16 protein-coding genes and 1 pseudogene are annotated in these 13,166 nt (G+C 35.3%); 13 read left to right on the forward strand and 4 right to left on the reverse strand.

Annotated features, from left to right (window positions below; translation table 11 throughout):
• Positions 1–4: 4 nt before the first annotated feature.
• Positions 5–718 carry a DUF4652 domain-containing protein gene (locus NST14_RS04365; RefSeq protein ID WP_098487030.1) on the reverse strand — a complete coding sequence of 238 codons (714 nt, stop codon included), beginning with the start codon at positions 716–718 and terminating at the stop codon, positions 5–7.
• Positions 719–814: 96 nt separating this feature from the next.
• Between NST14_RS04365 and NST14_RS04370 the strand changes: the two are divergent.
• The 12 genes and pseudogenes from NST14_RS04370 to NST14_RS04425 form a co-directional block, all read left to right on the forward strand.
• A pseudogene (locus tag NST14_RS04370) lies at positions 815–1,144 on the forward strand (neutral/alkaline non-lysosomal ceramidase N-terminal domain-containing protein); the annotation flags it as partial.
• 146 nt (positions 1,145–1,290) lie between these two features.
• A complete protein-coding gene (gene cdr, locus NST14_RS04375) occupies positions 1,291–2,955 on the forward strand; it encodes a CoA-disulfide reductase (RefSeq protein WP_229143215.1) in 1,665 nt (554 codons plus the stop codon).
• A 185-nt stretch (positions 2,956–3,140) separates the two neighbouring features.
• Positions 3,141–3,404 carry a metal-sensitive transcriptional regulator gene (locus tag NST14_RS04380; RefSeq protein ID WP_000456206.1) on the forward strand — a complete coding sequence of 88 codons (264 nt, stop codon included), beginning with the start codon at positions 3,141–3,143 and terminating at the stop codon, positions 3,402–3,404.
• Between the two features lie 87 nt (positions 3,405–3,491).
• Entirely contained in the window at positions 3,492–4,052 is a 561-nt protein-coding gene (locus NST14_RS04385) for a sulfurtransferase TusA family protein (RefSeq protein WP_000023963.1), read from the forward strand.
• Positions 4,053–4,090: 38 nt separating this feature from the next.
• Positions 4,091–5,221 carry an MBL fold metallo-hydrolase gene (locus NST14_RS04390; RefSeq protein WP_000114199.1) on the forward strand — a complete coding sequence of 377 codons (1,131 nt, stop codon included), beginning with the start codon at positions 4,091–4,093 and terminating at the stop codon, positions 5,219–5,221.
• Positions 5,222–5,259: 38 nt separating this feature from the next.
• A complete protein-coding gene (locus NST14_RS04395) occupies positions 5,260–5,487 on the forward strand; it encodes a sulfurtransferase TusA family protein (protein WP_000992271.1) in 228 nt (75 codons plus the stop codon).
• A 24-nt stretch (positions 5,488–5,511) separates the two neighbouring features.
• Positions 5,512–5,739, forward strand: coding sequence for a sulfurtransferase TusA family protein (locus NST14_RS04400; RefSeq protein ID WP_341118307.1), 228 nt, complete (start codon positions 5,512–5,514; stop codon positions 5,737–5,739).
• A gap of 66 nt (positions 5,740–5,805) precedes the next feature.
• Positions 5,806–6,150 (forward strand): hypothetical protein, encoded by a 345-nt coding sequence (locus tag NST14_RS04405; protein ID WP_000499413.1) that lies wholly within the window; start codon positions 5,806–5,808, stop codon positions 6,148–6,150.
• A 19-nt stretch (positions 6,151–6,169) separates the two neighbouring features.
• Entirely contained in the window at positions 6,170–6,535 is a 366-nt protein-coding gene (locus NST14_RS04410) for a rhodanese-like domain-containing protein (RefSeq protein ID WP_267496790.1), read from the forward strand.
• 14 nt (positions 6,536–6,549) lie between these two features.
• Entirely contained in the window at positions 6,550–6,846 is a 297-nt protein-coding gene (locus tag NST14_RS04415) for a rhodanese-like domain-containing protein (RefSeq protein ID WP_095842578.1), read from the forward strand.
• A gap of 66 nt (positions 6,847–6,912) precedes the next feature.
• The gene (locus NST14_RS04420) at positions 6,913–7,389 is read left to right on the forward strand and encodes a DsrE/DsrF/DrsH-like family protein (protein ID WP_000435815.1); all 477 of its coding nucleotides are present in this window, start codon (positions 6,913–6,915) and stop codon (positions 7,387–7,389) included.
• Between the two features lie 33 nt (positions 7,390–7,422).
• The gene (locus tag NST14_RS04425; protein ID WP_000060726.1) at positions 7,423–8,187 is read left to right on the forward strand and encodes a sulfite exporter TauE/SafE family protein; all 765 of its coding nucleotides are present in this window, start codon (positions 7,423–7,425) and stop codon (positions 8,185–8,187) included.
• Between the two features lie 33 nt (positions 8,188–8,220).
• On the opposite strand, the gene NST14_RS04430 is transcribed toward NST14_RS04425, so the two are convergent.
• Together NST14_RS04430 and NST14_RS04435 are read right to left on the reverse strand one after the other, a co-directional pair.
• Positions 8,221–8,661 (reverse strand): YbjN domain-containing protein, encoded by a 441-nt coding sequence (locus tag NST14_RS04430; RefSeq protein WP_000642365.1) that lies wholly within the window; start codon positions 8,659–8,661, stop codon positions 8,221–8,223.
• A 148-nt stretch (positions 8,662–8,809) separates the two neighbouring features.
• The gene (locus tag NST14_RS04435) at positions 8,810–10,012 is read right to left on the reverse strand and encodes an LCP family protein (protein ID WP_000437431.1); all 1,203 of its coding nucleotides are present in this window, start codon (positions 10,010–10,012) and stop codon (positions 8,810–8,812) included.
• Between the two features lie 314 nt (positions 10,013–10,326).
• Between NST14_RS04435 and NST14_RS04440 the strand changes: the two genes are divergently transcribed.
• Positions 10,327–11,325 carry a YhdH/YhfP family quinone oxidoreductase gene (locus tag NST14_RS04440; protein ID WP_048558026.1) on the forward strand — a complete coding sequence of 333 codons (999 nt, stop codon included), beginning with the start codon at positions 10,327–10,329 and terminating at the stop codon, positions 11,323–11,325.
• A gap of 34 nt (positions 11,326–11,359) precedes the next feature.
• On the opposite strand, the gene NST14_RS04445 is transcribed toward NST14_RS04440, so the two are convergent.
• On the reverse strand, positions 11,360–13,015 hold the full coding sequence (locus NST14_RS04445; RefSeq protein WP_000456257.1) for a Na/Pi cotransporter family protein: 1,656 nt from the start codon (positions 13,013–13,015) through the stop codon (positions 11,360–11,362).
• Positions 13,016–13,166 lie beyond the last annotated feature (151 nt).

The following is a 13,166-nucleotide window of genomic DNA, read 5'->3' on the forward strand; positions in this document are numbered from 1 at the left end:
TTTACTATAAAGAATTTTTGATTTCGTTTGTAGAAACGGTTTCAACATAACCAGTATATTTATTATAATTGTCATCTGTGTATTGAATACCGATAAAATAGAAAGATTCCATATCCCCAACTACTTTTGTATAACTAATGTTTTTAGGACGTTTTTTAAAGAGTTTGAATTCCTTTGTTTGTACGTTATAAGTGTATAAATCCCCACCGTGGTTAGCACTTCCTGCAGCTCCACCTATTACAAGCAATAAGTGATTATTATCAATCCATGTAACGCTCTTACAAGTCTGTGAGTTATTTAATTTGGAATCTATTTTCACTACTGTCTGTTTGTCTGCCTTAAAATCATACAAGGATAACTTACCTGGCTCATCAGCCAATACGCGGCTATTCAAAATTATTTTATCTCCGCTAGGCGAAATTTCGTAGTCAAGTGTTGTGCCTAAATCTGATTTTCCTAGTGGTATAGTTTCTCCTTTTCCATTCTTAGTTAGTAAAGAAACCTTTGTTTCATCTATATCCAACTCATTGTTCTTTTTGGATTCTTGCTTTTCCTTGTTGGAATTTTGTTGATTCGTTTCTTTTGTTGTATTAATTTGCTTTGCAACAACAGACTTCTTTTGGGGTAAAGAAATGATATTAAAATAGCCTAAAACAAATATTGCGATGAGTACAGCAATAATCCCCAATAATAAAGTATTTAAATAGCGATTTTTCATAGTATCCTCCCGTTAATTTCAATAATATGGATTCATAATATCACAATGAAAATGCTTTCTCTATCTAAAATTGTAATATTTTGATGTTGAGTGAAACGAAAAGCTACATTTGATTTAGAAGTGCAACTGTTTCAAGTGAATGATGGTATGTTTTCAGGTATACCGATGGAACCTTTTTCGGAAACGGCATTAGAAGTGAAAGAGAATCTTCAAAATGAATTGGCTTTCTTTGGTGGATATATGAACGGATATATTGGTTACTTGCCGACAAAGGAAGAAATTTCATATGGTGGTTATGAAGTAGAATTAAGTCCTGTTGTGTATGGAACGGTTACGAATTTATTGATGCCACCGGAGGAAAATACAGCAGATGTAATCGTACAGAAAGCTATAGAACTATACGTAAAAGAACTTAGAGAGATCTAAGTTCTTTTTTGTTTCAAATTTGTGAAAGAAAGCCATATTAATTGAAATTAACTTTTTTATAATTTATTATATACCCATACAGGTATAGGTTTTGTGTTTGTTGTGCATGAGAAAATTAAATAATAAATAATATGGAGGTTTAAAATATGTCCAGAAAAATAGTTGTAGTAGGCGGAGTTGCCGGCGGGGCCTCAGTAGCTGCAAGGCTTCGTCGTTTAAGTGAGGAAGATGAAATTATTATGGTTGAACGTGGTGAATACATTTCATTCGCAAACTGTGGATTGCCATATTATATTGGCGGTGTCATTACAGAAAGACAAAAATTATTAGTACAAACTGTTGAAAGAATGTCGAAGCGTTTTAATTTAGATATACGTGTATTGAGTGAAGTAGTACAGATTAATAAAGAAGAGAAAACAATTACGATAAAGAATGTAACGACAAATGAAACATATAACGAGAAATATGATGTGTTAATTCTTTCACCAGGGGCGAAACCAATTGTTCCATCTATCCCGGGTATTGAAGAAGCGAAGGCGTTGTTTACGTTACGGAATGTACCGGATACTGATCGTATTAAAGCGTATATTGATGAGAAGAAACCACGTCATGCGACGGTGATTGGTGGCGGATTTATTGGAGTGGAAATGGTTGAAAACTTAAGAGAACGAGGGATTGAGGTTACTCTTGTAGAGATGGCAAATCAAGTGATGCCACCAATCGATTATGAAATGGCGGCATATGTGCATGAGCATCTTCAAAAACACGATGTTGAGCTCGTTTTTGAAGATGGTGTAGATGCGTTAGAAGAGAATGGGACTGTTGTACGTTTAAAAAGTGGCTCAATTATAGAGACAGATATGATTATTTTAGCAATTGGTGTACAACCAGAGAGTAGTTTAGCGAAGGATGCAGGATTAGCATTAGGAGTTAGAGGGACGATAAAAGTAAATGAGAAATTTCAAACGTCTGACCCACATATATATGCAATTGGTGATGCGATTGAAGTGAAAGATTTTGTTACTGAAACAGAAACGATGATTCCTTTAGCGTGGCCAGCTAATCGTCAAGGTCGTATGTTAGCAGATATTATTCATGGTCATACAGATTCTGTATATAAAGGTACACTCGGAACTTCTGTAGCTAAAGTTTTTGATTTAACGGTTGCTTCGACGGGAGTAAATGAGAAAATATTAAAACGATTAAATATACCCTATGAGGTAGTGCATGTACAGGTAAATTCGCATGCGGGATACTACCCGAATGCTACGCCAGTGCTAATAAAATTAATTTTTAATAAAGATAGTGGGAAAATTTACGGAGCACAGGCTCTAGGACGTGACGGTGTAGATAAGCGTATCGATGTTATCGCAACGGCAATAAAAGCAAATTTAACTGTACTTGATTTGCCAGATTTAGAATTATCATATGCCCCGCCATATTCTTCTGCAAAAGACCCTGTAAACATGGTAGGGTATGCAGCAAGTAATATAGTAGATGGTTTTGTGGACACAGTCCAATGGCATGAAATAGATCGTATTGTTGAAAATGGTGGATATCTTATTGATGTTCGAGAGCCTAATGAATTAAAACAAGGAATGATTAAAGGCTCTGTTAATATTCCGTTAGATGAATTACGTGATCGTTTGGATGAGGTGCCGGTAGATAAAGAAATATATATTACTTGTCAACTTGGTATGAGAGGGTATGTAGCAGCACGCATGTTAATGGAAAAAGGATATAAGGTAAAGAATGTAGATGGTGGTTTTAAATTGTATGGAACAGTATTACCAGAACGTATTGTATATTGATATTTTTTCATCTTCCACTTCAAAATTTGGTGGAAGATGAAAGCCTATAGATGAAGATTTCGCTTTGTATTTTGTGAATGTATAAGGTAAAAGTTTAAAATAGGGGTTTACAAAATACCCTACAGGGTATAATATATTGTCATAAGCTATAAATGGTGACATAATGGTAATGAGGTGATTATACAATGGAATATAATCAAGACATGAAAAATAGATTAAAACGTATTGAAGGTCAAGTTCGTGGTGTGCTTCGTATGATGGAAGAAGGAAAAGATTGCCGAGAGGTTATTACACAGTTAACGGCATCTCGTTCTGCACTTGATCGTACAATTGGACTTGTTGTTGGAACGAATTTAGAGCAATGCTTGCGTGAACAGTTTGAAAGTGGTAATGGTTCAAATGAAGAGTTAATTAAAGAAGCTGTTCAATTACTTGTAAAAAGCCGATAATCTGTCAAACGTAAGTGTTGACAGATTTTCAAAAACATTTTAATATACCCATACAGGTATATGTATATAAGTTATGGAGGAATCACTATGAGTATAAAAGTGGATATGAGTTTAGATTGTAAAGGGTTAGCTTGTCCGATGCCGATTGTGAAAACGAAGAAGGCGATAGAAGGATTGGCATCAGGACAAGTGATTGAAATTAAGGCAACAGATAAAGGATCTACAGTAGATATACAAAGCTGGGCAAATAAAGTAGGGCATCAATATATCGGGACGAAACAAGAGGGCGATGTTTTGATGCATTACATTAGGAAAGCACATGAGCATGAAGTGAACGAAGTAGCAAAGTATCCTCATACAATTACGAATACGGAGTTGGAAGAGATATTATTAAGCGATGAAGAGTGTATTGTATTAGATGTTCGAGAAGCAGCGGAATTCGCTTTTGGTCATATTCCATCGGCCATTTCGGTGCCGTTAGGAGAGTTAGACAGTGCAGTTTTAGATCAGACGAAACAAATTTATGTTGTTTGCCGAACTGGTAACCGTAGTGATGTAGCTTGCCATATGTTGAAAGAGAAAGGTTATGAAAATGTGAAAAATGTCATTCCAGGTATGTTAGAGTGGCAAGGGAATATAAAGAATTAAATTTTTTTAAATGTAAATATACCATAGGGGGTAAAAAGATGAGTGTTAAATCATTACAAGCAAAAGATGTTGCAGAGAAAGTTTTATTCGGAGAGTTGTTTATTTTAGATGTTCGTAATGAGACGGATTATGAAGATTGGAAAATTGAAGGGAAACAAATCTCATCTATAAATAAACCGTATTTTGATTTGTTAGATGGTGTAGATCATATTGTAAGTGAATTACCTAAAGATAAAGATGTTTTAGTAGTATGTGCAAAAGAAGGGTCTTCTATATTTGTGGCAGAGCAGTTAACAGAGGCTGGATTAGAAAATATTTATTATTTAGCTGGTGGTATGAAGGCATGGAGTGAATATGTAAAGCCTGTAAAAGTTGGAGATTTAAAAAATGGCGGAAGTATGTATCAGTTTAACCGTCTTGGAAAAGGCTGTTTATCTTATATGGTCGTTTCAAACGGTGAAGCAGCAGTTATTGATGCAGTAAGAACAGTTGAAGCGTATGAAGAATTTGCGAAAGAGCATGCTGTTACGATTACGAATGTAATGGATACACATTTACATGCAGACCATATTTCTGGAGGACGTAAGTTAGCGGAAAAAGTAGGTGGTACGTATTGGTTACCGCCAAAAGATGCGGAGGAAGTTGTTTTCTCATACGAACCGCTTGTTGAAGGATCTGTTATTACGGTGGGGGGTACTAAAATTGAAATTGACGCATTATACTCACCAGGGCATACGATTGGAAGTACGTCATTTATTGTAGATGATTCCTATTTATTATCAGGCGATATTTTATTTGTAGATTCAATCGGGCGTCCAGATCTTGCTGGGAAAGCTGAAGATTGGGTAAGTGATTTACGTAATACTTTGTATAGCCGATATAAAGAACTATCTCAAAGTTTAATTGTGTTACCGGCTCATTATTCAAAAATAAGTGAAATGGACGAAAGTGGTATTGTTAGTGCAAAATTAAAAGATTTATTTGAGCATAATGCAGGTTTAAATATTGAGGATGAGGGAGAGTTCCGTAAAGTTGTAACAGAGAATTTACCACCTCAACCGAATGCATATCAAGAAATTCGTCAAACAAATATGGGACAATTAAATCCAAATGAAGACGAAGAGCGTGAAATGGAGATTGGTCCAAACCGTTGTGCTGTTCATAATTAATTCGGTTTCAAATGAAATAAACACAGGAGGTATATGAAATGAATGCCAAGCAAGTATTAGATGTAAAAGGATTAGCGTGTCCAATGCCAATTGTAAAAACAAAGAAGGCAATGGAAGCATTACAATCAGGAGAAGTGTTAGAAGTACACGTAACAGATAAAGGTGCGATTAAAGATATTCCAGCATGGTCACAAACAGGCGGTCATGAAGTGTTAAGGCATACAGAAGAAAAAGGCGAATTAAAGTTCTGGATTAAGAAGGCTTAATGATAAAAACAGGAGGTATATGAGATGAATGTAAAGCAAGTATTAGATGTAAAAGGATTAGCGTGTCCAATGCCAATTGTAAAAACAAAGAAGGCAATGGAAGCATTACAATCAGGAGAAGTGTTAGAAGTACACGTAACAGATAAAGGTGCGATTAAAGATATTCCAGCATGGTCACAAATAGGCGGTCATGAAGTGTTAAAACACACGGAAGAAGATGGTGAATTAAAGTTCTGGATCAAGAAAGCATAGCATTTCAATAATAGGCGGAGGAGCAAATCATCTGCTTATTATTGAAAGTAAAGAGGATAATCATATATGTTCTATATAGTTATACCCCTAATAGTATTGGTGCTGGGAAGTTTAGTAAAACGTTACATTCCCGTTTTAAATGTTGCATATATTTCGTTAGAACAAGTAAGGAAAATTGAAAGTGTTATTGTAGATGTACGAAATTATACAGAGAGCGACAGTGATAACAATTCTAGAATTATGTGTATACCATATGCGTATTTAAAACGGTATTATCATGAAATACCAAATAAGCCTTTGCATCTTATTGTTCATAATAAAGTGGATCGGAATTTAAGTATACGCTTTTTAAGAAAGAAGGGGTTCCATATTCAAAGTTATAGTATGTATTTGGATAGGAAAAAAGTATAGAAGGAGTTTGAATAGCTTTATGGATGTGAAGACAATATTGAATATAATCTTAATTGTACTTGTATCGTGGTTTATTATTTCTCGATTCTTACCAGCTAGAGGAGTAAAAAACATTTCAGGAAAAGAATTAAAACGTATGATGGGACAAAATAATAAACAATTTATTGATGTGCGAACAGCTAGTGAGTATAGAGGGAACAATATTAAAGGGTTTCGGAATATCCCATTAAATGAACTAGCTAATAAGGCGCAACAATTAGATAAACAGAAAGAAGTTATTGTTCTTTGTCAAAGTGGAATGAGAAGTAAGCAGGCTGCAAAAGTATTAAAAAAATTAGGATTTCAGCACGTTATCAATGTTTCAGGCGGTATGAATGGTTTGTGAGGAGGAAATGTAAAATGAAAGAAATGACAGCAAAAGAATTAGAAGAAAAATTGGTACGTAAAGAAGCAGTAAATATCGTAGATGTACGTGAAGTAGAAGAAGTAGCTGAAGGGAAAATTCCAGAAGCGTGTAACATTCCACTAGGACTGTTAGAATTTCGTATGCATGAGTTGGATAAAAAGAAAGAATATATTATCGTTTGTCGTTCTGGCGGAAGAAGTGCAAGAGCCGTTCAGTTTTTAGAAAGTTACGGTTTTCAAGTGATCAATATGGTAGGTGGTATGTTAGCTTGGGAAGGTAAAGTAGAGTAGAGCGAACATAAACGATTTTTTATAACAATCAAAATACCCCTATAGGTAATTCGGAGGAGAGAAAACATGGAACAGAAGAAAACAACAATCGTTTTATTTAGCGGAGATTATGATAAAGCGATGGCTGCTTATATTATTGCAAATGGTGCAGCGGCGTATGATCAAGAGGTAACTATATTTCATACTTTTTGGGGATTAAATGCTTTAAGGAAAGATGAACATGTGAAGGTAAAGAAAACGTTCATCGAAAAAGTATTTGGAAAAATGATGCCACGCGGTGCTGATAAGATGGGATTATCGAAAATGAATTTTGCAGGTATGGGACCAAAGATGATTAAAGGTATTATGAAAAAACATAATGCGATGCCGTTACCAGATTTAATAGATTTGGCGAAAGAGCAGGGGATTAAACTTGTAGCTTGTCAAATGACAGTAGATTTATTAGGGTTAAAAGAGGAAGAGATTATGGAAGGGGTAGAGTTTGCAGGAGTAGGAGCTTATTTAGCTGATGCTTCGGATGGGAATGTAAACTTATTCATTTAAATGACCTTCTTTTTAGAAGGTGGGGGATATAAGATGAGTTTAGTCGTATTACTTTTTATAATTGGATTTATAGGATCGTTTATATCAGGAATGGTTGGAATTGGCGGTGCAATTATTAATTATCCGATGATTTTATACATTCCGGTATTGCTAGGATTTACTGGCTATACTGCACATGAAGTGAGTGGTATTACAGCGGTGCAAGTATTCTTTGCAACTTTTGCAGGGGCATGGGCTTATCGGAAAAGTAATGATATGGATAAAACGCTCGTTGTGTATATGGGAGCTAGTATATTAATAGGAAGTTTTATAGGTAGTTTTGGTGCTAATGCATTAGAGGAACATACGGTCAATGTTGTTTATGCAGCGTTAGCAACAATTGCTGCTATTATGATGTTCGTACCGAAACGAAATAATGGTGATGAACTGAAATATAATAAATGGTTAGCAAGCTTGTTAGCGTTTAGTGTAGGCGGAGCATCAGGTATTATAGGTGCTGGAGGTTCGTTCCTTTTAGTTCCGATTATGCTAGTCATTTTAAAATTGCCAATACGTACAACGATAGCAACCTCTATCGCTATTACGTTCATTTCCTCAGTAGGGATTACGACTGGAAAAGTGATAACTGGGCAAGTAGTTGTAATGCCAGCTCTTATTATTGCGATTGCAAGCATCTTTGCTGCGCCGCTTGGAGCGCGAGTTGGGAAAAAGATCAATCAAAAAGCACTGCAATATATGTTATCGATTTTGATTGTAGGAACTGCTGTTAAGATGTGGATTGATATGATATCGAAATAAAAGGATGGCGCTGCTTGCAGCCCATCCTTTTATTTATGCCCAAATCACTTTCATTAAGTTTTTATATTCGTCATTTGCTAATTTATATAGCATTCTCGTATGTTCAAAGACAAGTGCTGGATTAAAGTTTGGCTCTGAGAATGCAAGAGATGTTGAAATATCAATTGCATTTTGCTTGTTTAATGTGAATTTTGCAAATCGATAAGATGTATTTAATTCATTAATGGTATGTAAAACATCATTTGTTGCTGCTTCATTAGGTACGTGAGCAACATTGAAGCAGTATATATCTACAGTAGGATGTTCGTTTTGGAAAGCAGCGATAAGTTGAATTTTTGCGCCAGCTTCTGTCTCTAATCCTACTGAAAAATGAACAGAACCATCATTTTCATCTATATTTTCTTCCATGTATATATCGTTTGACTTTAAGTAGTCTTTAAAATCTGAGATGTTATGTTTTACTGCAGCTTTCATATGTATGAGCCCCCTGATAATTGGAATAGATTGCTACTATTTATTATAATTTAAAAATATTAAAAAAGATAGTTAGAAAGTTCTGATTTTTAATTGTGACGGAATAAAAAGAAGCAGTACTCTACCTCCATAGAGAACTGCTTCTTTATTATTCATTGTCGTTAGACGATGTTTCTGTATCTTCATTGCTATTTTTATTTTTCATTTCATTGTTACTTGATTCGCGTTCACTTGTATTTTCAGACTTAGATTCTTTTGTTTTCTCTGTACTTGTTTTTTTCGAATCAGAGTCTGTTTTTGTATATGCAGGTAATCCAAGATGAGTACGAAGATCGTTTGTAACCTTTGCTAATTCTTTTTTATCTGGATTGTAGTAATACGTTCGGCCGCCACCAGCGGATTTGCTACATGTATCGTCCCCTTTTTCCATATAGCAGTCGTCACCTTGAATTTGTAATTTCTCGATTTCTGAATCCGATCCGTACTTATAGAATGAAAGCATATCATCAAATGTTAAGTTTGTAACGAATTGTCCGTTAATATCATCAATGATGTTGCCAACTTTTGTTACAGAACCAACACTTGTTAGTTTCTTTAAAATAGCCTCGATAACGAGTTGTTGACGTTGTCCACGCATTGCATCACTATCGATGTGTCTTGTCCTAGCAAGAGCAAGAGCTTCTTCGCCATTTAACTTTTGAACACCTTTTTCTAGGTGAATTGCCTCTGCATTATCATTGCTATCTTGCTCAGTAAATTCAACTGGTACATCAACTTCAATACCGCCCAAGTCATCGACGATTTTTATAAATGATTTAAAGTTAAATTTCACAAAATAATCGACAGGAACATTCATTAATTTTTCAACTGCATCAATGCTTGCTTGTGGTCCACCATTTTTTCCATTTTTAGCAGAACCGAATGCATGAGCGTGTGTAATTTTATCTTTTTTCTTTTCTATTGGAATATAAGTATATGTGTCACGTGGGATACTTAATAGTTTTACAGTTTTGCTATCTTTATTAAACGTTGCAAGCAACAGCGCATCTGTTCTAATAGCTTCACCATATTCTTTTCCTCGGACATCGCTTTCATCAACACCCATTACTAAGACAGAGACATTGTTTGTAATAGGTTTTACAGCTCTATCACGTAAATCAGATTTATCACCGCGCGCTAAATCATGTGCGGCATTTCGAACAGCAGAAGATGCTTTATTTACTAAAAACCAAGTATAACCGCCGCCTATTAATAAAACGAATAGTATAGCGCTTATAATAACTTTTATTTTTTTCTTATTTTTTTTCGGGTTACTGCGTGTATTTTCTTGCAAAGATGGGTTTTGCTCCATTTCCTGTACTCCTTCATTTGGATTGAAATACGACACTCATATCCACTTATTATAATGAAATTTAGCGAAAAAAAACATTACAAATCATTTACATTTCGTAAAAATTCAATTTATTTATAAAAAGTCAGATTTTATATATTTTATTTTTCAGATGTAGAATAAGTATAAGGTTTTTTAGTAGAAATGAAAATATGTATTGTGAGAAAGTAATAGAGAAGTAAGATTTGTTGAAATATAGCCAAGAAGAAATGAATAGGTTTACTTGTTTCTTCTATATAATAAAGAAGAATTTGACGGATAAAGGAGAGAACATAATGAATCATACATCATTCCGAGCAATCGTTGTGAACGAAACAGAAAATAAGCAGTTTGTAAGAAACGTTGTCGAGAGAGAAGTAAGTAGTTTACCTGAAGGGGACGTATTCATACAGGTTCATTATTCTTCACTAAATTATAAAGACGCTCTTTCAGCCACTGGTAATAAAGGTGTTACGAGAACATATCCTCATACGCCAGGAATTGATGCAGCAGGAGTGGTTGTGAGTAGTAAAGATGCTACTATTAAGGCAGGAGATCAAGTCATTGTAACGGGATATGATTTAGGGATGAATACTTCTGGTGGTTTCGGAGAATATATTCGCGTGCCAGCATCTTGGATTGTCCCTTTACCAGAGGGAATGTCATTAAAGGAAAGTATGATGTACGGGACGGCAGGTTTTACAGCCGCCTTATCAGTATATAAGCTTATTAGAGCAGGAGTAATGCCTAGTATGGGAGATGTACTAGTAACGGGTGCTACAGGTGGTGTAGGAAGTGTAGCTGTTAGTATTTTAAGTAAGTTAGGGTTTAGCGTAGTAGGAGCGACAGGAAAAATGGAAGAGGAAGAGATGCTACTACGTCTAGGAGCGAAAAAGGTGATTCATCGCGCAGAATTGAATGATGAATCAGGAAGACCAATGCTTAAAGGAATATACGCCGGAGTTATCGATACTGTAGGTGGGCATATGTTAGAAACAGTTTTAAAAACGGTAAAGTATGGCGGGTGCATAACGACATGCGGTAATGTGGCAGGCCATGAATTACAAACAACGGTATATCCGTTTATTTTGCGAGGCATAAGCCTGTTAGGAGTAGATTCTGTACAGTGCCCAGTAGATGTGAGAAGAGATGTATGGACGCTCCTAGCAAATGAATGGGAAAACAAAGAGTTACTATCTTATACAGAAGAATGTACATTAGAAGAATTAGATGAGAAGTTTACACTTATATTGCAAGGAAAGTTAAAAGGTAGAACGGTTGTAAATATGAAATGAAAAAAGAGACGCTCATGTTAGCGTCTCTTTCCTATTATAATGATTGTTTTAAATGGACTTTACCTTGTTCACCTAAAACACCATCAGCGATATTTACAGCGTGATCGCCAATGCGCTCTAAGTTACTTACCATATCAACGAAGATGATACTTGCATCACCTGAACAGCTACGTTCGTTCAGACGTAATACGTGACGTTTACGAAGAACACGTTCCATTTGGTCGATTTTACGTTCTTTTGCAATAACTGTTTGAGCTAGTTCAGTATCGAAGTTTGTTAAAGCTTCAACTGCGTCTTGTAATGTTGAAATCGTTAACTCAAGCATTTCATTTAATTCAGCTAGTGCTTCGTTTGATAGGGAAACACGGTTTGAAATTTGGAAATCAACAAGTTCTACAAGGTTTTCTACATGATCACCGACACGTTCAATATCGCCAACGACACCTGCTAAAACGGAATGTTTTTCAGAATCTGTAGGTGAAAGCGGCTTTTCTGATAGTAAAACTAAATACTCGGTAATTTTTTTATCTAAGTTGTTAATAGCTCCTTCTAATTGAGTAGCCATGTCAGCGTGTTTTTTATCTTGTGTGTTTAAAAATTGGTTTGCTTCTTTTAATCCATGTAATGAAAACTCAGCCATACGAATAATCTCTTTTTGTGCTTCAGTTAAAGCAATAGCTGGAGATTGTTCAATAAAGATTGGATTTAAATGTTGCGGTTTGAAATCAATAGCAGCATCTTCCCCGCGAATAATTTTCGTTACAATCCATGCTAATACAGCGATGAATGGGAACTGAATAATTGTATTCGTTACGTTAAATGTTCCGTGTGCAAATGCAATTGTCATCTCTGGATTTAAGTTTAATGACGTTTGGAAGTATTGAATTAAATTTGTAAAAGGTATTAATAAAATTGTAAAGATGATTGTACCGACAATATTAAAGATAACGTGAACTAATGCTGCGCGTCTTGCAGCAATTGAAGTACCGATTGCTGCTAATACAGCTGTAATTGTTGTACCGATGTTATCACCAAACAATACAGGAAGGGCAGCTTGTAAATCGATTGCACCTTGACCGAATAGTTCTTGTAAAATACCGATTGTTGCACTTGAGCTTTGTACAATTAAAGTGAAGACTGTACCAACAACAATACCTAAAATTGGATTATCACTCATGCTAACCGTTAATTCTTGGAATGATTCTAAAGAGCGAAGAGGCTTCATACCTGTGCTCATTAGTTCTAAACCGAAGAATAACATACCAAAACCGAATATAACTTGACCTAAAGAATGTACTTTTTTATTTTTAAAGAAGAATAGTAAGATAGCTCCAACTGCCATAATTGGAAGAGCATATTCTCCGATTTTAATTCCAATAATAAATGCAGTAACTGTCGTACCGATGTTCGCACCCATAATAACACCGATTGCTTGTCTTAATGTCATAAACCCAGCACTTACAAGTCCGACTGTTAAAGCGGTTGTTCCTGAACTTGATTGGATTAATACGGTAACTAACATACCTGCTAGTACACCCATCAGTGGGTTTGTTGTAAAGCGATCTAAAATATCACGAAGACGATCTCCAGCAGCTTGTTGCAGTCCATCGCCCATGTATTTAATTCCGAATAAGAAAATACCTAATCCACCAATGAACTGGAAGATCATATCTTGAACATTATATTCCACGCATTCCACTCCTTAAATTTCATGTACGATGTAATTATTAACTGAACCGTGAGCCACTGTAAACGATTTATCAGTAAAATTTACACTAAATTTACAAAGGGATAAAAAGTTTACAATTCTTTAAAGAAACAGCTGTATTTTATTGGTTTTT

It is taken from the genome of Bacillus sp. FSL W8-0519 (assembly GCF_038005585.1).
GTDB classification, from domain to species: Bacteria; Bacillota; Bacilli; order Bacillales; family Bacillaceae_G; genus Bacillus_A; species Bacillus_A paranthracis.